Source organism: Amycolatopsis sp. WAC 01376, assembly GCF_003947415.1.
Taxonomy (GTDB): domain Bacteria; phylum Actinomycetota; class Actinomycetes; order Mycobacteriales; family Pseudonocardiaceae; genus Amycolatopsis.
In genome coordinates, this window is the sequence record NZ_QHKL01000002.1 from 1,555,864 (window position 1) to 1,574,570 (window position 18,707).

The following is an 18,707-nucleotide window of genomic DNA, read 5'->3' on the forward strand; positions in this document are numbered from 1 at the left end:
ACCTTGCTATTTTATTTGGCACAGTCATGCTATAAAGGGGGAGTTCATGCGGACCTGGTTGCTGATCGCGCTGGCGGTCGCCGTGGTGATCGTGATCGTCGTGCGCAGGCTGCGCGGGGAGCCACTGGTCGCCCGCGAGGTGTTCGGGGCGCCGGTGGTCCTGCTCGCTTTCGGCGTCTACGGCCTGGTCAAGCTCGAAAGTTTCACCCTCACGGACGGCGCCTGGCTCGTGCTGGGCTCTGTGATCGGTTGCGGCCTCGGCGCGGTGCGCGCAGCCACCACGAAACTGTTCGAGCGTGACGGCGTGCTGTGGCTGCGCTACACCGGTTGGACGTTCGGCGTCTGGGTGGTTTCGCTGGTGGTGAACTTCGGGATCGGCTTCCTGGCCACGACGGCCGGGGCGCATCCCGACGCGCGGCCGGTGACGTTGTCGATCGGCGTCAGCCTGCTGGGGGAGGCGTTGGTGATCGGCCTTCGCGCGAAGACGACGGGGCTGCCGTACGCCCCGCCGTCCGAGTCCGTGCTTTCCCGCCGTTAAGCCAGCTTCTCGACTTCGCCGACGAGGAGCGCGATGTCGTCTTCGGTGTTGAAGTAGTGCACCGAAGACCGGACCATCGACGGCAGCCCGCGCGCGGCGAAGTCGAACTGCGCGGACGTCGCTTCGACGACGCTGACGTTGACCTTCTTCGCCGTCAGGCGCTTCTTCACTTCCTGTGACGGCGTTTTCGCCACGCTGAACGTGACGATCCCGCACTGCCGCGTGCCTTGGTCGTGGACGCGGACGCCGGGGACCTCGCGCAGGGCGTCGCGGAGTTTCGCGGCGAGCGCGGCGACGCGGGCTTCGATGGCGGGCATGCCCCACTCGAGGGCGTAATCGATCGCCGCGCCGAGACCGTGCAGGGCGGCGTGATCGCGTTCCCAGACCTCGAACATCTTCGCCGTCGGATCGACTTCGTAGCTTTCGGGCGCCGTCCACGCCGCCGAATGAAGGTCGAGCATCGCGGGCTCGACGCGCTCGCGCAGCTGCGGGTGTGCGTAGAGGAACCCGGTGCCCCGCGGCCCGCGCAGGTACTTGCGGCCGGTCACGCTGAGCGCGTCGCAGTTCAGGCGTGCGACGTCAAGGTCGATCTGGCCGGCGCTCTGGCAAGCGTCCAGCAGGAACGGGATCCCGGCCTCGCGTGCGACCGCGCCGATCTCCTCGGCGGGGTTCACCAGCCCGCCCTGGGTCGGCACGTGGGAGACGGCGATCAGCTTGACGTCGCCGTCGACGCGGCGTTTCAGGTCCTCGACGTCCAGCTGTCCGGACTCGTCGTTCTCGACCACCTCGACGACGGCGCCGGTGCGCTTCGCGAGCTGCAGGAACGAGATGACGTTGCTCGCGTACTCGGATTTCGCCGTCAGGATCCGGTCACCCGCGGCGAACGGCAGCGCGTAGAAGATCGCCTGCCAGGACCGGGTCGCGTTGTCGGTCAGCGCGATGTCTTCGGGGTCGGCGCCGACGAGGCGCGCGGCCGAGTCGTACACGCCGTTCATCCGTTCCACGGTCGCCGCGGCCTGCTCGTATCCGCCGATCAGGGCTTCTTCTCGCAGGTAGCCGACGACGGTGTCGGTCACCCGCGCGGGCGGCAGCGACGATCCGGCGTTGTTGAGGTGGACCACTTCCGCGCAGCCCGGTGTCTCGGCACGAGCACGGTTCACATCGAAGTCCGTCATGCCTAACTGAATACAGTACGGCCGAACTGCATGCAATACTGCACCGATGACGAGGAACCTGCTCCGGCGCGACCTCGCGGAGGAGATCACCGCCCGCGTGCTCGACGGCCGCATCGCCGCGGACAGCCGCATCAACGAGGTGCACCTCGCGCGCGAGCTGGGCGTCAGCCGGACACCGTTGCGTGAGGCGCTGATCGGGCTTGCCGATCGAGGGCTGCTCGTATCGGCGCCGGGGCGTGGTTTTCTCGTACCGCCGTTCGATCCGGAAGAGGCCCGGCAGCTGTACCCGCTCGTCGCGGAGCTGGAGTCGCTCGCGTTGCGATGGAGCTCGCCGCAGGACCTCGCCGGTCTCACCGGCGGCCTGGACCGGATCGCCGACGAGATGACCGCGGAACTCGAGCGGCAGGGCGATCTGTCCACTTTGGATGATCGCTGGCACGCGCTGCTCGTGTCGCGGTGCACGAATCCGCATCTGCTGCGCCTGCTCGAGCAGACGAAGCCGCTGCTGAAACGCTATGACGCGCGTTATTTCGGTGGCGCCGAACGCGCCAAGGAGAGTATCGACGAGCACCACCGGATCGCCGGTGCGATCCGCGCCTCCGACCTGGCGACGGCGTTGGAGCTGCTCGTGCGGAACTGGGTGAAAACGTTGGCATATCTGGAAGACATGGGGTGAAACGATGTTCGTGACGGCACATCTGAGTGACAACCATCTCGACGGCGGGGAACGCGCCGACGAACGCACCGCACGGGTGATGCGGTATCTGGAGAACCTCGCGACCCCGGTCGACGCGATCCTGGTGACCGGGGACATCGCCGACCACGGCACGCTCGAGGAGTACCGGCGCGCGGCCGAACTGTTCAAGACCGACGTCCCGCTGTTCACCTGCCCCGGCAACCACGACAAGCGCGGCCCGTTCCGCGAGGGGCTGCTCGGCCAGGCTCCGGACGACGCCCCGGTCAACGCGGTGCACACGGTCGGCGACGTCACCTTCGTGATGGCCGATTCGAGCATCCCGGGGAAACCGGACGGTCAGTTCGACGACGCGACCATGGCCTGGCTGGAGGACGTGCTCGCCGACGGTGACGGCCCCGCCTTCATCGCGTTCCACCATCCGCCGGTCCCGCTCGGGCTGCCTCTGGTGGACGCCATGCGCCAGTACGGGGAGGACAAACTGGCCGAGGTGCTCGCACGTCATCCGCGAGTGGTGGCCTTGCTCTGCGGACACGTCCACGCGTCGGCCTCGACGATCTTCGCGGGTGTGCCGCTGCGTTCGGCGCCCTCGGTCGGGTCCAGCATCCTGTTCCCGTGGGAGGAGAACGGCCTCCGGCCGTGGAGTGAAGGCGGGCCGATCGATTACGACCTGCCGCCGTCGCTGCTGTTCCACGTGCTGCACGACGACGGCAGGCTGACCACGCACCAGCGGGTCGTGCCCGCTTAACCCTCGAACACCGGAAGTGTGATCCGGGACGGCCGCGCGGGGTCGTGGAAGATCTCGAACCGCGCGGGTTTCCCATCCACCGCGCTGAAAACGGGCTCGTCGGTGCCGTGGTTGCGGGCGAAGCGCGGGAACGCCCCGCCCGCGACCTGCAGCCGCAGCCGGTGTCCGCGGCGGAACCGGTAGGCCGTCGGGTCGAGGTGGATCTCTGCCGCGACCACACCGTCCACATCGGACTCGGGGATACCGGGACGCAGGCGGAGAATGCCGTCGGTGACGTTGCGGGAGACACCGCGACCGTCCACATCGCACAGCCGGACGAAGACGTCGCCGTGCCCGAGGTCGGTCCGGACGTGCACCAGCGCGGAGATCTCACCGATGACGTCGAGGTCGCGTTTCAGCATGTCACCGGTGAAGAGCAGTACGTCCGGCCGTGCCTCGATGTCCTTGTTGTCCTGTTGTTTCTGCACGCCCGAAAGCAGGGGACCGCCGACGGTCGGCGTCGGATCGGCCGGGTCGAAGGTGAACCTGCCCGGTTTCGACTCCACCGGCGCATCGGGGGAAATCCTGCCGGGGCGCAGGAAATACGACGTGGCTTCGGACTCGGGCGGCCAGCTTTCGAAGTCCAGCCACCGCCCGGAGCCCTGGAGGTACAGGCGCACGGGTGACTGCCTCAGCGGCGCGCGGTCGCCGAGGAGATGCGCCGAGAGGAAACCGATCTGGTCGGTCAGCAGGGTTTTGAGGCTGGCGGGTTCGCCGTGCGCCCACGGGCCGATGGTGATCCGCGGTGCGCGTCCGGCCGCGGCGAGTTCCTTGAAGTCGCGCAGCTGGGCGGAGATGAACAGGTCGTACCAGCCGGTCACCATGGTCACCGGGGTCCTCAGCGCGGCGACCTCGGCGCTGTGGTCCGACGGCGCCCAGAAGTCGTCGCCCGGTTCAGCGTGTCCGGTGACGTCCTGGAGGAACCGCACCTGTTTGCCGATGGCCGCGACGTCCGCGCCGGAGATCGGCAGAAAGCCCATGGCCCGGCGCGTCTTCTTCGTCTGCCAAGGGTTCGGGAGGCCGGCGAACCGGCCCTCCTGGCGGCCGATCAGCGCCGACCACGAGACCATGTTGTCGACAGCGAGGATGCCGCCGGGATAGAAGGTCGACACGAACTCCGACGTGGTCACGCCGAGACACAGTGCTTCGAGCGGCTCGTCGAGGTACGGCGCGACAGCCCACTGCGTGTGGCCGAGGTAGCTCGCGCCCGCCATCGCGACGCGGCCGTCGCACCACGGCTGCTCGCGCAGCCAGGCGACGGTGGCGAGACCGTCCTCCTTCTCCAGATGGAACGGCCGGAACTCGCCGCCGGAGCCGAAGGTCCCGCGGGTGCTCTGGAGGACCGTCTGCAACCCGTGCCGCGCGAACGTCTCGCCGAAGACCTTGCCCATCAGGCCCTTGCGGCCGTACGGCGTGCGGATCAGCACCACCGGCCGCGGCTCGTCGCCAGGGACGGCGTAGCGATCCGCGAGCAGGCGGACGCCGTCGGGCATCGGGACGGGGATCCCCTTGGTCGCCGAGGGGGCGGTGCCTTCGGCGGGCGGGAGGCCGAGGTACCGGTCGAGAAGTCGGTCGAGCACGCCAGTGCCGCCTTTCGTGCGGAGGATCACCTTCCGCTTACGACCGTACTCGCGTGACCCCGCGCCCGCCTGAAAGGAAAGCGTCCTTCATTGCGAAATCGGCAATGAAGGACGCTTTCATGGCGCGGGGCGGACCGCCCGGTACCGCCCCGCGGGTCTCAGGAAAGCCGCGCCAGCGTCTCCGGCTTCAGCAGCTTCGCCAGTACCTCGGCGGGCAGAAGGCCCTTCTCGACGACGAGTTCCGCCACCCCGCGCCCGGTCTCGAGGGCCTCCTTGGCGATCTCGGTAGCCGCCGCGTACCCGATGGCCGGATTCAGCGCGGTCACCAGCCCGATCGAGTTCTCGACGTAGCCTCGCATCACGTCGGCGTTCGCGGTGATCCCGGAGACGCACCGCCGCGCCAGCACCAGGCAGGCCGACCGCAGATGCGTGATGCTCTCCGAAAGCGAGTGCAGGATCAGCGGTTCGAACGCGTTGAGCTGCAACTGCCCGGCCTCGGCCGCCATCGTGATGGCGACGTCGTTGCCGATGACCTCGAACGCGACCTGGTTGACCACCTCGGGGATCACCGGGTTGATCTTGCCGGGCATGATCGACGATCCTGCCTGCACCGGCGGCAGGTTGATCTCGTTGAATCCGGCCCGCGGCCCGGACGAGAGCAGCCGCAGGTCGTTGCAGCTCTTCGAGAGCTTCACCGCGATCCGTTTGAGCACACCGGAAAGGTGCACGAACGCCCCGCAGTCCTGCGTCGCCTCGATGAGGTCCGCCGCGGTCACGACGGGCAGCCCGGTGATCTCGCGCAGGTGCGCGACGGCGGCTTCGGCGTATCCGGGCGCGGCGTTGAGGCCGGTGCCGATCGCGGTCGCGCCGAGGTTGATCTCGTGCAGCAGTGCCACCGCCTCGGTGAGCCGCAGCCGGTCTTCGCCGAGCATCACCGCGTACGTCCCGAATTCCTGCCCCAGCGTCATCGGGACCGCGTCCTGCAACTGCGTGCGGCCCATCTTCAGCAGATCGTGGAACTCGACGGCCTTGGCCGCGAAAGCCTGCTCCAGCACGACCATCGCCTCGGCCAGTTCATGGACGGCGATGATCGTCGCGACGTTGACCGCGGTCGGGTACGCGTCGTTGGTCGACTGCCCGAGGTTCACGTGCTCGTTCGGGTGCACGCGGGCGTAGTCGCCCTTCTCGTGCCCGAGCAGTTCGAGCGCGCGATTCGCGATCACCTCGTTGGCGTTCATGTTCGTCGACGTGCCCGCGCCACCCTGGATGACGTCGACGACGAACTGATCGTGCAGCGCGCCTTCGCGGATTTCGCGGCAGGCCCGGCGGATCGCGTCGGCGACGTCCGGCTCCAGCAGGCCGAGGTCGGCGTTGGCGTTGGCGGCGGCCTCCTTGACCGAGGCGAGCGCCTCGATCAGATGCGGATACGCGGAGATCGCGGTCCCGGTGATGGGGAAGTTCTCCCTGGCGCGGGCGGTGTGCACACCCCAGTAGGCGTCGGCGGGGACTTCCTTGTCGCCAAGCAGATCGTGTTCCACGCGGTGCATCGAAAGCTCCTCAGGCGGCGAGATGGAGTTCGGCCAGCGCGCCCGTCACGCGCAGGCCGGGGGTCGGTTCCAGCACGTCCGGATCGACACCGCACAGCGCGAGCGCGGCGGCGAGCACCGGCCGCCGCGCACGGTCGCCGCCGTCGGCGATCTTGATCGCGATCGCCGTGCCGTCCGGCAGGGCGGCGACCTGGACAGCTTCGAAACCGTCCTTGGCGATCAGCCCGGGCACCGCGCGCATGAGCGCGGTGACGTCGCGACGGGTACCGGCGACCAGTTCCGGATGCTTCCGGATCCCTTCGGCCACAAGACCTTCCGGCGTACCCGGGGCCGCCGCCGCGATCTTGCCGACAGCGGTGGCGAGACCGCGCAAAGAAACCGCGAACAGGGGAGCGCCGCAGCCGTCGACGGCGACCTTCGGGATCCGTTGCCCCGTCAGCTCCTCGACGCATTCCGCGATCGCGCGCTGCAACGGATGGGCGGGATCAAGATAGTCCTTTGTGGACCAGTCGTGCAGGCGGCAGGTCGCGAGCATCGCCGCGTGCTTGCCGGAGCAGTTGTGCGCCAGCCTCGAAGCGGTCCGTCCCGACGCGATCCAGGCGTCGCGCTCGACCGGATCGAACGGCAGATCCTCCGGTGTCCGCAGGTCTTCCGCGGTGAGCCCGGCACCGTCGAGGGTGTTGCGCACCTCGGCAAGGTGGATCTCCTCGCCGGAGTGGCTGGCCGCGCCGACGGCGAACCCGGCGGCGCTCAGCTTGACCCCGAGTCGCGCCATCGCCGCGGCCTGCAAGGGCTTCGCCGCCGAACGCGGATAGAACGCCGCCTCGACGTCGCCCGCGGCGAACAGCACACGGCCGTCGGGGGCGAGGACCACGGCCGAACCGTGGTGCACCCCCTCGACCATTCCGTCGCGGAGGAGGTGCACCAGCGGTTCGTGAGCGGGAACGCGGAGCTCGGGGATCACAGCTTCGTCTTTTCGAAGACGTCCATGTTGATCCGCTTGCGGACCCCGAACCAGCCCGCCACCAGCGCGAGCCCGATGATCGGCAGGCAGTACAGGGTGATCCGGCCGGTCTCGTCGAAGCCCATCAGCACCACGACCGCGGCGAGGAAGATCAGCGTCGCGATCTCGGTGTAGGGCGAGAACGGCAGGCGGTACGACGGCCGCTCGACCTCGCCGCGATTCGCCTTGCGCACGAACATCAGATGCGACAGCACGATGATCGCCCAGGTGCCGAGGATGCCGATGGCGGCGAAGTTCAGCACGATCTCGAAGGCCTGGCTCGGCACGACGGCGTTCAGGCCGACACCGACCACGCAGACCGCGGAAGTGAGCAGGATCCCGCCGTAGGGCACGTGGTTCTTGTTCATCACGCCGGTGAACTTCGGCGCGGATCCGGCCAGCGACATCGAACGCAGGATGCGGCCGGTGGAGTAAAGGCCCGAGTTGAGGCTGGACAGCGCCGCGGTCAGCACCACCAGGTTCATCACGTTGCCTGCCTGCGGCACCCCGATATGCGAAAGCACGGTGACGAACGGGCTCTCGTTCTTCGAGTAGGAATCCCACGGCATCAGCATCGCCAGCAGGACCACCGAGCCGACGTAGAAGATCCCGATCCGCCACATGATCGAGTTGATCGCCTTGGGCATGATCTTGCGCGGGTTCTCCGTCTCGCCGGCGGCGACACCGACCAGCTCGACCGACGCGTAGGCGAACACGACACCCTGGACGATCAGCACCATCGGCAGCAGGCCCGCGGGGAAGATCCCGCCGTGGTCGGAGATCAGCGAGAAGCCCGGCGTGGTGCCGTCGATCGGCTGCTGCGTGACCAGCAGGAAGATCCCGATCCCCATGAACGTCACCAGCGCGGCGACCTTGATGATGGCGAACCAGAACTCCATCTCGCCGAACAGTTTCACCGACACCATGTTCAGCGCCAGCACCACCGCGAGCGCGATGAGCGCCAGCACCCACTGCGGGATCGGCGTGAAGAAGGACCAGAAATGCGCGTACAGCGCGATCGCGGTGATATCCGCGATACCGGTCGTCGACCAGTTCAGGAAGTGCATCCAGCCCGCGACGAAAGCGCCCTTCTCACCCATGAATTCCCGGGCGTAGGAAACGAAGGCGCCGGAGGAGGGGCGGTACAGGATGAGTTCGCCGAGCGAGCGAACCACGAAGAACGCGAAAAGGCCGCAGACCGCGTACACGATCGCGAGCGCCGGGCCTGCCTGCGCGAGCCGACCGCCCGCGCCGAGGAACAGGCCGGTGCCGATGGCGCCGCCGATCGCGATCATGTTGACGTGGCGGGGTTTCAGCGCCTTGTCGTAGCCGGCGTCTCCGGCGTCGGCGGGCACCGGCGCGGATTTGCCGTCCGCGCTGAGGGTCTGTTCGGTCACGAGTTCAGTCGTCCTTGTTCTGGTGCGTGGCGTGGCCCGGCCGCACGATGGTGGTGAGCGCGGTCTCGACGTGTTCGAGATGCGCGGTCATCGCCGCGACGGCGTCCGCTTCGGAGCCGGCGGCGATGGCGGTGACGATCTCACGGTGCTCGGTGTTCGAGCGGGTCCGACGGCCACCCAATTGGTTGAGAAATGACGACTGGCGCGCCAGCGCGTCCCGGATCTCTTCGATGACCTTGCCGAACACCGGATTGCCCGAGGCCTGGGCGATGGTGATGTGGAACAGCGAATCCAGCGCCACCCACGCGGTGTTGTCGGTTTCGAGGTCCATGCGCTCGACGAGGTGACCGAGCAGATCCAGGTCGTCGGTGCTGCGGCGCACGGCCGCGTAGCCGGCGACCGGGATCTCGACATGTCGCCGGACCTCGAACAGGTCACGGGCCGAGTAGGTCCCGAAGGTGGGGTTCTCGACCGGCCCGGTGGCGGTCACGAAGGTACCCTTGCCCGTTTTGGACACGGTGAGCCCGAGTGCCTGAAGTCCCCGCAGTGCTTCGCGGACGACCGAGCGGCTGACCTCGAACTCCTTGCCGAGCGCGGATTCCGACGGCAGTTTCTCCCCGACGGGATACTCGCCGCGCTCGATGGCGCCGCGGAGGTGGGCCAGAACGGCCTCCATCGCGCTGACGCGTCGTGGACCACCGTGTCCGGCTGTCTGGCTGTCAGACAGGTTCATGAGACGAGATCGTGCGGTCGGTCCAACGCTTTGTCAAGAGATCGGCCGAGGGCACCGATCCAGCCTGCGAGGTCCGCTTCGATGGGGTAATCGCCAACCCGTACTGCAGGCTTCTACGGCTGTGAACCTCTGGCGCGGCAGCGTTCTTGCCTTCTGAGGTGCTGAGCGTCACATCGTCGCGCGACCCCTGGGCACCCGGCACAGGATCGCCCGTGCGCCATGTCCTGAAGGGCACCTTTGAGACGTTCAACGTCTTAAAGGTGCCCTTCAGGACCTCATCGCGGGGGCTCTGCGCACATCGCGAGCGGCCCCCAGCCTCACACCCGCTTGAGCGCGATCACCGGGAACGGCCTGCTGGTCTTCGCCTGATGCTCGGCCAGCCGCGGGAACGCCTTCGCCTGCTTCGCGAACAGACGGTCCCGAGCCGCTCCGGTGACTTCGATCGCGTGAGCGGTGAAGCTCTCTCCGTCCGCCTCGACGTCGACAGACGGCTCCGAGATCAGGTTGCGATACCAGTCCGGATGCGCGGGTGCGCCTCCGTTGGCGGCGAAGACGACGTAGCGGTCGTCGTCGGCCAAGAACAGCATCGGCGTCACGTGCCGCCGTCCGGTGCGGGCGCCGGTGGTGGTGAGCAGCAGGGTCGGGAGGCCATCGCCGTGGCGGCCGTTCGCGCGGAACTCCGCGATCACGTGTTCGTTCATGGCCTGCAGGTCGATCATCAACTCTCCGGGCGGCTCGGTGATCTTGGCGGCTGGTCAGTCTGCACATCCACGCCCAGGTCGGCAACCATTTTTCGATCCTCGCAGCTCACGACTTCCGAAACTGTCGGTAGTGGTGGCGATACTGATCCCGTGTCCCCCGTCAGCCGCGGCCGCAAGCCCGCCAAACGACCGAAGAGCCGGCGCTCCCTCCGGCCACGTCCGCCTCTGGACGTGGCCAGGGTGGAGCGCTGGCCGAAGCTGCTCCACGGCCCGATCGAACTGTCGGACTGTGTGGTCCAAGGCCAGGTGGATCAGGACCTCGTGGTCCTGGCCGCCAAGCTGACCGCGGGCAAACGCTCGGTCGGTGTCGAGGTGGTGGTCAACGATCGCGAGGTCGACGTGATCGAACTCCACGCCGTTCCCGAGGACGCCCTGGCGGTTCTCCGCAACGGCTTCGAAGTCACCGAGGCACCGCTGACACCCGAGGAGTTCCGGAGCCAGGTCGAAGCGGCGCTGATCGCCAAAGCGGACCGCGACGCCTGGTTTCGGGAGAGGGTCCCCGAGCTCTTGAAACTGGGGACCGATCCGAGGCCCGAGCTGCCCGAGCGCGCGGTCCAGCTGCGCCGATGGCTCGGCCTTCCCGCCTACGAACCGCTGCCCCGCGTGTCATCGGCCGATCCGTTGCCGCTCGTCCTGCCCCCACCCGTGCCGGTCACCGGATTCAGGCTGGCGGTCGCGCTGGCCGAGCCGGACGACGCGATCTGGCGACGGCTCGAAGTCCGCTCCGACGTCACCCTCGCCGGACTGCACCGGATCCTCGCGGCCGCGTTCGACCGTGACGAACGGGAGTATCACCGGTTCGAGACCGCGTACGGAGGCTTCAGCGTCGACTCGCAGAGCGGTGAAGGCGACCGTTTCGACGACGAAGTGACACTCGGCCAGGTCATCACATCGCCAGGCCACCGGCTCGTCTACGAGGCGGAGGGCTGGAGGCACTGGATTCGCATCGAGCAGCTGGTCGCCCTCCCCGAAGCACCGAGCTGTCTCGACGGCGAACGCGCCGCGCCTCCGGCCGAGTGCGAGGACCACCAGAGCTACGAGATGTTGCTGGAGGCACTGCGGGATCCGTACGACGAAGAGAACGAGGAACTGCTCGAAGAGCTCGGCGGCTACGGCTTCGATCCGGAATGGTTCGACAAGGAGGTGGTCGACGAGCGGCTTGCCCGGCTGGGCTGATCCGGCGCCCCGTTCGGGGGTAACCGAGGTCATCGCGAACCGCGCCGCGTCGGTGCTTGGCGGCGGCCGGGCAGAGGGGGAGACTGGCCCTCGCCGGGGTGCCATCCCGCTCGGGCGCCGTCGAACCTCGGCGCATAAGGTGGGAGGACCGGCCCGCGTCAAGCAGCCAGGGATCCGTCTGCCTAGGGGAGGTTTTCGCTGGTGTCGAACGATTCCTTCGTCCACCTGCATGTGCACACCGAGTACTCGATGCTCGACGGTGCGGCGAAGATCGCCCCCTTGTTCAAGGAGGCGGCGCGCCTGGGCATGCCCGCGGTCGGCATGACCGACCACGGCAACATGTACGGCGCGGACGAGTTCTACCAGCAGGCGGTCAAACACGACCTCAAGCCGATCATCGGCATCGAGGCCTACGTCGCGCCGGAGAGCCGCTTCCACAAGAAGCCGGTCTTCTGGGGACAGTCGAACCAGCGTGGCGCCGACGAGCTCGGTGAAGGCGGCGACGTCTCCGGCGCCGGCGCGTACACGCACATGACGATGCTCGCCGAGAACTCCACCGGCCTGCGCAACCTGTTCAAGCTCTCCTCGCTCGCGAGCATGCAGGGTTACTACCGCAAGCCCCGGATGGACCGCGAGCTGATCGCGGAGAACCACGAAGGCATCATCGCGACCACCGGCTGTCCCTCGGGCGAGGTGCAGACGCGGCTGCGCCTGGGGCAGCGCACCGAGGCGATCCAGGCCGCGTCGGACTACAAGGACATCTTCGGCGCCGACAACTTCTTCCTCGAGCTGATGGACCACGGGCTGCCGATCGAGCGGTCGGTCCGTGAAGGCCTGCTCGAGGTCGGCAAGCTGCTCGACCTCAAGCCGCTGGCCACCAACGACTCGCACTACGTCACCAAGGACCAGGCCGACACCCACTCCGCGTTGCTGTGCGTGCAGGCGGGCAAGACGCTGAACGACCCGAACCGGTTCAAGTTCGACGGCGACGGCTACTACCTGAAGTCGGCCGCCGACATGCGGGAGTACTGGGACAAGGAGGTCCCCGGCGCCGCCGACTCGACGCTGCTGATCGCCGAGCGCGTCGAGTCCTACAAGGACGTGTACACGCACAAGGACCGGCTGCCGTTCTTCGAGGTCCCCGAGGGCTACGACCAGGGCACCTGGCTCCGGGAAGAGGTCGCGCGCGGCCTCAAGTGGCGGTACCCGGACGGCGTCCCGGACCCGTACTACAACGAGCGCATCGAGATCGAGCTCGACGTCATCATCGGGAAGGGCTTCCCCGCCTACTTCCTGATCGTCGCCGACCTCATCAACTACGCCCGTAAGGTCGGCATCCGCGTCGGTCCCGGCCGTGGTTCCGCCGCCGGCTCGCTGGTCGCGTACGTCCTCGGTATCACCAACCTGGACCCGATCCCGCAGAAGCTGCTGTTCGAGCGGTTCCTGAACCCCGAGCGCGTCTCGATGCCCGATATCGACATCGACTTCGACGACCGTCGCCGCGGCGAGATGATCCGCTACGCCACCGAAAAGTACGGCGTGGACAAGGTCGCGCAGGTCATCACCTTCGGCACCATTAAGACCAAGGCGGCCATCAAGGACTCCGCCCGGGTCCACTTCGGCCAGCCGGGCTACGCGATCGCGGACCGGATCTCGAAGGCGCTGCCGCCGCCGATCATGGCGAAGGACATCCCGCTCTCGGGCATCGTCGACTCGAAGCACGAGCGCTACGGCGAAGCGGCCGAAGTCCGCGCGCTCGTCGAGACCGACGAAGAGTGCAAGACGATCTTCGAGACCGCCCGTGGTCTCGAAGGCCTGATCCGCAACGCCGGCGTCCACGCCTGCGCGGTCATCATGTCCTGCGACCCGCTGACCGACGCCATCCCGCTGTGGCAGCGCGACGACGGTTCGATCATCACCGGCTGGGATTACCCGTCGTGCGAGAACATCGGCCTGTTGAAGATGGACTTCCTCGGCCTGCGGAACCTCACCGTCATCGGTGACGCGATCGACAACATCAAGACCAACCGCGGGATCGACATCGACCTCGACACCCTCGGCGTCGAAGACCCGGAGACGTACAAGCTGCTCTCCCGCGGTGACACGCTCGGCGTGTTCCAGCTGGACGGCGGGCCCATGCGTGACCTGCTGCGCCGGATGCAGCCGACGGTGTTCGACGACATCGTGGCGGTGGGCGCGCTGTACCGCCCCGGCCCGATGGGCATGAACGCGCACAACGACTACGCCGACCGCAAGAACGCGCGGCAAAAGGTCAAACCGATCCACCCCGAGCTCGAAGAGCCCCTGAAGGAGATCCTGGCCGACACCTACGGCCTGATCGTCTATCAGGAGCAGATCATGCACATCGGCCAGAAAGTGGCCGGGTACTCGATGGGCCGCGCGGACGTGCTCCGCCGCGCGATGGGTAAGAAGAAGCAGGAAGTCCTCGAGAAGGAGTTCGTCGGCTTCGAAGAGGGGATGAAGTCGAGCGAACTTCTCCCTGGAGGCTTCTCCTCCGAGGCGATCAAAGCGCTCTGGGACACGATCCTCCCCTTCGCCGGCTACGCGTTCAACAAGAGCCACGCGGCCGCATACGGCCTGATCTCGTACTGGACCGCGTACCTCAAGGCGAACTTCACGCCGGAGTACATGGCCGCGCTGCTCACCTCGGTGGGTGACAACAAGGACAAGTCCGCGGTCTACCTCTCGGAGTGCCGCCGCCTCGGGATCAAGGTGCTCCCGCCGGACGTCAACGAGTCGGCGCTGAGGTTCGCGGCCGTCGGGGACGACATCCGCTTCGGTATGGGTGCCGTCCGCAACGTCGGCGCGAACGTCGTCGAGTCGATCATCAAGACCCGCGAGGAGAAGGGGAAGTACTCCTCCTTCACCGACTTCCTCGACAAGTCCGAACTGGTGGCCTGCAACAAGCGCGTCATCGAATCGCTGATCAAGGCCGGCGGATTCGACTCGCTGGGCAACACGCGGCTCTCGATGATCCAGGTGCACGAAGACGCGGTCGAAGCCGTGGTCCCGCTCAAACGCCAGGAGGCGATGGGGCAGTTCGACCTCTTCGGTTTCGGCGGGGACGACGACAGCGGGGACGCCGTGTCCTCGTCGCCGCTCGCGCATCTGAAGTTCGGGGAAGAGGAGTATCCGCGCAAGCAGCTCCTGGCCTACGAACGGGAGATGCTCGGCCTCTACGTCTCGGCGCATCCGCTGGACGGCGCCGAACGCATCCTGCGCAAACACGCGCCGCGGCCGATCGCCGCGATCCTCGCCGATCCGCCGAAGGAAGGTGAGCTGATCGTCTCCGGGCTGATCACCTCGCTGGAACGCCGGGTCAACAAGAAGGGCGAGCCCTGGGCGATCTGCACCATCGAGGACATGGACGCCTCGCTCGAGGTCCTGTACTTCCCGAAGTCCTACGCGATGTTCTCCGCCGATCTCATCGAGGACAACGCGGTGCTGGTCAAGGGCAGGGTGAACTGGCGCGAGGACAAGATGTCCATCTTCGGCGGCGGGCTCGTGCCGCTCGACCTGTCCGAGGTCGGCAACGGCGACGACGACCTGCCTCTCGTCCTCCTGGCCGCGGCGGAGAAGATCGACCAGTCGGTGGTCAGCGAACTGAAGCAGACGTTGCTGGCGCACAAGGGCGAGACCCCGGTGCACCTGAAGCTGGTCGGCAAGAACCAGACCGTGTTCGCGCTCTACGACTATCCGGTCAAGGTGACCTCGATGCTGATCGGTGAGCTCAAGGGGATCCCCGGGATCGCCGCCAGCACCTGATGAGCACCTACGAACCCGATCCCCGGCGCTGGAAGGCGCTCGCCGTCTCCCTTGCCGCCGGGTTCATGGGCCTGCTCGACGTCAGCATCGTCAACACGGCGCTGCCGTCGATCCAGCAGGATCTCGGCGCGTCGAGCGGCGGGATCCAGTGGGTCGTGTCGGGCTACGCGCTGGCCTTCGGGCTGGTGCTGGTGTCCGGCGGCAGGCTCGGCGACGCGCTCGGCCGCCGCCGTATGTTCCTGTTCGCGCTCGCCGCCTTCGTGCTGACCAGCGCGTTCGCCGGTGCGGCGCCGAACGAGACGACGCTGATCATCGCGCGGCTGCTGCAGGGTTTCGCCTCGGGCATGATGACGCCGCAGAACAGCGGGATGATCCAGGATCTGTTCCGCGGCGCGGAACGAGGCCGCGCGTTCGGCATGTTCGGCGCCACCGTCGGGATCTCGACCGCCGTCGGCCCCGTGCTCGGCGGCGTGATCCTCGCGGTCTTCGGCGATCCGGAAGGCTGGCGCTGGGTCTTCTACGTGAACGTGCCCATCGGGATCCTGGCGTTCGTCCTCGCTTTGAGATGGCTCCCGAAACCGGAGACACCGGCGAGAAGCCTGCGGGGCGAGATCGACTTCGTCGGCGTCATGCTGCTGGGTGTCGCCGTCCTCGGTGTCCTGCTCCCGCTGATCGAATCCGAACAGGGCGGGCTCAGCAGCCTGTGGTGGCTGTTCGTGGTCGCGGTGGTCTTCGGTTTCGCGTTCGTGCGCTGGGAACGCTCGATGGTGCGGCGCGGCCGTCCGCCGCTGCTCGACACCCGGCTGTTCACCGGCACCCCGGGCTACGCCACCGGTGCCGCCGTCGGTGCGCTGTACTTCAGCGGGTTCACCGGGATGTGGCTGGTCTTCGCCATCTTCTTCCAGCAGGGCCTCGGCTACACGCCACTGCAATCCGGGCTCGCTGTCACCTCTTTCGCCCTCGGTTCGGCCGTGTCGGCGGCGGTCGCGGGACGGCTGGTGGCGAAATGGGGCCGCAAGCTCACCGTCACCGGGCTGGTCATGGTGATCGCCGGGATGGTCACGGTCGCCGTCCTCGCCGGGCAGGATCCCGGTGCCGCGGCGGGCTGGTGGTTCGCGCTGCCGTTGCTCGTCGCGGGCGTCGGTGGTGGCATGGTCATCTCGCCCAACACCACGCTGACCCTGGAATGCGTCCCGACGTCGATGGCGGGGGTGGCCGGGGGAGCGTTGCAGACCGGACAGCGGATCGGCACCGCGATCGGCACCGTCGTGCTGGCCTCGGTCTTCCACGCGGTATTGGGCGCGAACGGCGGCTACCCGTCGGCGCTGACCGCGGCGATGCTGTGCGCCGCCGTCCTGACGAGTTCGGCGCTTTTACTCGCCGTGATCGAACTTCGTGCCCGCCGGAAGCGGCGTTTGCTCACCGAGCGGGAGGAAGCCGAGCGGGCTGCGGCCGACAGCCAACGCGGCTGAGTCATCCGTGCGTGCCGATGACTACGTTCGGCAAGACCGATGCTCCATCCGAGTGACTGACGCCGTCATCCTCTGGTGCTACTCAGAGCAACCGGGTAGACCTAACGGAGCCTTCACTGCTGTGTCTTGGCTACCGACAGTGGTATTTCTGTCGATCGATCGGGGATGGATCGATCGGCGAAGCGATCGTGGTGAGTCCGGAGTTTTCAGGAATGGACACCCACGGTCACGAGCCGGTGGACGGCCGTCGGCGTCCGCGGGGGACCGTTCGGCGGCAGCCGGCTCACCACCACTGACGAGCCGAGTCCCGGTGAGGCATTCGCGCGGGTGGGTCCGCGCGGGGTCGCCTGGGGAGGTGCACCCGGCCCGGGCCCACTCGCCGCGCGTTCTTCCGAGTGTGTGAACCGCTCCCGGCTGCGAAGATCTTCCGCAGATCGAGCGTGGAGGAGCGGTGATGGCGGAGAGTTCTGTACGGCGGAGTCGGCTGCGGGTCTGGTACCGGCCGATGACGATGCGCGATTCCGGTGAAGGGCACCGGGTCGCGACCCCGCTGGAGCTGTTGTTCGACCTGTGTTTCGTGGTCGCCGTCGCGCAGGCGGCCGCCGGTCTGCACCACGCGATCGCCGAAAACCACATCGGGCACGGGGTGCTCAGCTTCGGGATGGTGTTCTTCGCGATCTGGTGGGGCTGGCTGAACTTCAGCTGGTTCGCGTCCTCGTTCGACACCGACGACGTCCCGTACCGGCTGGTGACGCTGGTGCAGATCGCCGGCGGGCTGACCGTCGCCGCCGGTGTCTCGTCGGCCTTCAAGGGCGACTTCACGATCATGGTGGCCGGTTACGTCCTGATGCGGCTGGCGATGGTCGTGCAATGGCTGCGCGCCGCGCGGACCGATCCGCACTGCCGACCGGCCGCGATGCGGTACGCCATCGGCATCACGATCGTCCAGATCCTGTGGATCGTCCGCCTCGGCCTGCCGGAGTCGCTGGCGCTGCCGTCGTTCTTCGTGCTCCTGGTGGCCGAGCTCGCGGTCCCGATGATCGCCGAACGCAAGCGCTGGACGGGCTGGCATCCGCACCACATCGCCGAGCGCTACGGCCTGTTCACGATCATCGTGCTGGGTGAATCCATCCTCGGCGCGACCACCGCGGTCAAGGAGGGGCTGGACAAAGGCGAGCACACCGGCAGCCTGATCTCGCTCGCCGCCGCGGGGCTCGTGCTGCTCTTCTCCCTCTGGTGGCTGTACTTCGACCAGCCGGGCCACGTCCGGCTCGAGAAGGCGAAGAGCCTGTTCACCGTCGCGAGCTGGGGTTATGGGCACTACCTGATCTTCGCTTCGGCGGCCGCGCTCGGCGCCGGCCTCGAAGTCGCCGTCGACTACGACACCCACACCGGACACGTCGCCTCGCTGCCCGCCGCCATGGCCACGACCGTGCCCGTCGCGATCTACCTGCTCAGCGTCTGGCTGATGCACATCGGCCCGACCAACGAATGCCGTCCGATCGCGATCGGGTTCCCGGTGACCGCGGTGCTCGTGCTCGCCGCTTCGTTCACGCCCGCGCCCATCCACATCACCGCCGCGCTCGCCGCCGCCCTCGTCGTGCTGACGGTGGTCGCCACCCACGGAGAGCCGGTTCCGGGGGAAGGCCCGATCGACGCAGGTCAGAGCCGCGGCGCGAAAAAGGGGACCCCCCTGTAAACGGCGGTTTCGGGCCGTGTAATGTTCTCTTCGTCGCCAGGGAAACCGAGCGGCCGCCGGGAACACGAACCAAGCTCCCACCGGATGGTGGTAGAGTGGGTGGTCCCGAACCGGAGAGGTAACTCTACCCCCGCTGAAACGGCAGTTTCGAGCAGGTGTTAGGGTGTGCTCCGAACAAAAGCCAAGAAATAACTGCTTCGGATAAGGCCGCGTGAGTGGTGCGATTCGGGGTGTGTTGCTTGAGAACTCAACAGTGTGCTAGTGAACTAAGCCAGTAGAGCTTATGTATTTGAACCTCGTTTGAGGTTCCTTTGAGAGCAAGAAAATTTGCCTCGATTGAATTCGAAGACATTGTTGGA

14 protein-coding genes are annotated in these 18,707 nt (G+C 67.4%); 7 read left to right on the forward strand and 7 right to left on the reverse strand.

The features are described from left to right. Positions 1-46 precede the first annotated feature (46 nt). A complete protein-coding gene (locus DMH03_RS16635) occupies positions 47-538 on the forward strand; it encodes a DUF1453 domain-containing protein (RefSeq protein ID WP_125792831.1) in 492 nt (163 codons plus the stop codon). On the opposite strand, the gene DMH03_RS16640 is transcribed toward DMH03_RS16635, so the two are convergent. Beyond that, positions 535-1,713: an aminotransferase class V-fold PLP-dependent enzyme gene (locus tag DMH03_RS16640; protein WP_125792832.1), complete on the reverse strand. Its 1,179-nt coding sequence runs from the start codon at positions 1,711-1,713 to the stop codon at positions 535-537. The genes DMH03_RS16635 and DMH03_RS16640 overlap by 4 nt on opposite strands. 46 nt (positions 1,714-1,759) lie before the next feature. Here DMH03_RS16640 and DMH03_RS16645 point away from each other — a divergent pair, with 46 nt between their 5' ends. Together DMH03_RS16645 and DMH03_RS16650 are read left to right on the forward strand one after the other, a co-directional pair. Continuing rightward, positions 1,760-2,389 carry a GntR family transcriptional regulator gene (locus DMH03_RS16645; protein ID WP_125792833.1) on the forward strand — a complete coding sequence of 210 codons (630 nt, stop codon included), beginning with the start codon at positions 1,760-1,762 and terminating at the stop codon, positions 2,387-2,389. A 4-nt stretch (positions 2,390-2,393) separates the two neighbouring features. Then, positions 2,394-3,155, forward strand: coding sequence for a metallophosphoesterase (locus tag DMH03_RS16650; RefSeq protein WP_125792834.1), 762 nt, complete (start codon positions 2,394-2,396; stop codon positions 3,153-3,155). On the opposite strand, the gene DMH03_RS16655 is transcribed toward DMH03_RS16650, so the two are convergent. The 6 genes from DMH03_RS16655 to DMH03_RS16680 all read right to left on the reverse strand — a co-directional run bounded on the left by DMH03_RS16655 (position 3,152) and on the right by DMH03_RS16680 (position 10,173). After that, the gene (locus DMH03_RS16655; protein ID WP_125792835.1) at positions 3,152-4,774 is read right to left on the reverse strand and encodes a CocE/NonD family hydrolase; all 1,623 of its coding nucleotides are present in this window, start codon (positions 4,772-4,774) and stop codon (positions 3,152-3,154) included. The two genes, DMH03_RS16650 and DMH03_RS16655, sit on opposite strands and share 4 nt — an antisense overlap. A gap of 158 nt (positions 4,775-4,932) precedes the next feature. Continuing rightward, positions 4,933-6,321: an aspartate ammonia-lyase gene (gene aspA, locus DMH03_RS16660; RefSeq protein WP_125792836.1), complete on the reverse strand. Its 1,389-nt coding sequence runs from the start codon at positions 6,319-6,321 to the stop codon at positions 4,933-4,935. Positions 6,322-6,331: 10 nt separating this feature from the next. Next, the gene (locus DMH03_RS16665) at positions 6,332-7,285 is read right to left on the reverse strand and encodes an asparaginase (protein ID WP_125792837.1); all 954 of its coding nucleotides are present in this window, start codon (positions 7,283-7,285) and stop codon (positions 6,332-6,334) included. Beyond that, the gene (locus DMH03_RS16670) at positions 7,282-8,721 is read right to left on the reverse strand and encodes an amino acid permease (RefSeq protein WP_125786395.1); all 1,440 of its coding nucleotides are present in this window, start codon (positions 8,719-8,721) and stop codon (positions 7,282-7,284) included. The genes DMH03_RS16665 and DMH03_RS16670 overlap by 4 nt, the downstream gene beginning before the upstream one ends. Positions 8,722-8,725: 4 nt before the next feature. Continuing rightward, positions 8,726-9,397: a FadR/GntR family transcriptional regulator gene (locus DMH03_RS16675; protein ID WP_125792974.1), complete on the reverse strand. Its 672-nt coding sequence runs from the start codon at positions 9,395-9,397 to the stop codon at positions 8,726-8,728. 374 nt (positions 9,398-9,771) lie between these two features. Further along, positions 9,772-10,173, reverse strand: a complete 402-nt coding sequence (locus DMH03_RS16680) for a nitroreductase/quinone reductase family protein (RefSeq protein WP_125792838.1) — start codon at positions 10,171-10,173, stop codon at positions 9,772-9,774. Positions 10,174-10,305: 132 nt separating this feature from the next. Between DMH03_RS16680 and DMH03_RS16685 the strand changes: the two genes are divergently transcribed. From DMH03_RS16685 to DMH03_RS16700, 4 genes are all read left to right on the forward strand, one after another. After that, positions 10,306-11,391, forward strand: coding sequence for a plasmid pRiA4b ORF-3 family protein (locus tag DMH03_RS16685; protein ID WP_233611525.1), 1,086 nt, complete (start codon positions 10,306-10,308; stop codon positions 11,389-11,391). Between the two features lie 201 nt (positions 11,392-11,592). Then, entirely contained in the window at positions 11,593-15,177 is a 3,585-nt protein-coding gene (gene dnaE, locus DMH03_RS16690; RefSeq protein WP_125792839.1) for a DNA polymerase III subunit alpha, read from the forward strand. Next, positions 15,177-16,649 carry an MFS transporter gene (locus DMH03_RS16695; RefSeq protein ID WP_125792840.1) on the forward strand — a complete coding sequence of 491 codons (1,473 nt, stop codon included), beginning with the start codon at positions 15,177-15,179 and terminating at the stop codon, positions 16,647-16,649. The genes dnaE and DMH03_RS16695 overlap by 1 nt, the downstream gene beginning before the upstream one ends. A 454-nt stretch (positions 16,650-17,103) precedes the next feature. Continuing rightward, positions 17,104-18,348 (forward strand): low temperature requirement protein A, encoded by a 1,245-nt coding sequence (locus DMH03_RS16700; protein WP_125792841.1) that lies wholly within the window; start codon positions 17,104-17,106, stop codon positions 18,346-18,348. Positions 18,349-18,707 lie beyond the last annotated feature (359 nt).

Excerpts from the sequence above, each read along its gene's own strand:
- DMH03_RS16695 (WP_125792840.1), top strand. The coding sequence starts at position 15,177 with ATGAGCACCTACGAACCCGATCCCCGGCGCTGGAAGGCGCTCGCCGTC.
- DMH03_RS16650 (WP_125792834.1), top strand. The coding sequence starts at position 2,394 with ATGTTCGTGACGGCACATCTGAGTGACAACCATCTCGACGGCGGGGAA.
- DMH03_RS16700 (WP_125792841.1), top strand. The coding sequence starts at position 17,104 with ATGGCGGAGAGTTCTGTACGGCGGAGTCGGCTGCGGGTCTGGTACCGG.
- aspA (WP_125792836.1), bottom strand. The coding sequence starts at position 6,321 with ATGCACCGCGTGGAACACGATCTGCTTGGCGACAAGGAAGTCCCCGCC.
- DMH03_RS16645 (WP_125792833.1), top strand. The coding sequence starts at position 1,760 with ATGACGAGGAACCTGCTCCGGCGCGACCTCGCGGAGGAGATCACCGCC.
- DMH03_RS16675 (WP_125792974.1), bottom strand. The coding sequence starts at position 9,397 with ATGGAGGCCGTTCTGGCCCACCTCCGCGGCGCCATCGAGCGCGGCGAG.
- DMH03_RS16640 (WP_125792832.1), bottom strand. The coding sequence starts at position 1,713 with ATGACGGACTTCGATGTGAACCGTGCTCGTGCCGAGACACCGGGCTGC.
- DMH03_RS16680 (WP_125792838.1), bottom strand. The coding sequence starts at position 10,173 with ATGATCGACCTGCAGGCCATGAACGAACACGTGATCGCGGAGTTCCGC.
- DMH03_RS16635 (WP_125792831.1), top strand. The coding sequence starts at position 47 with ATGCGGACCTGGTTGCTGATCGCGCTGGCGGTCGCCGTGGTGATCGTG.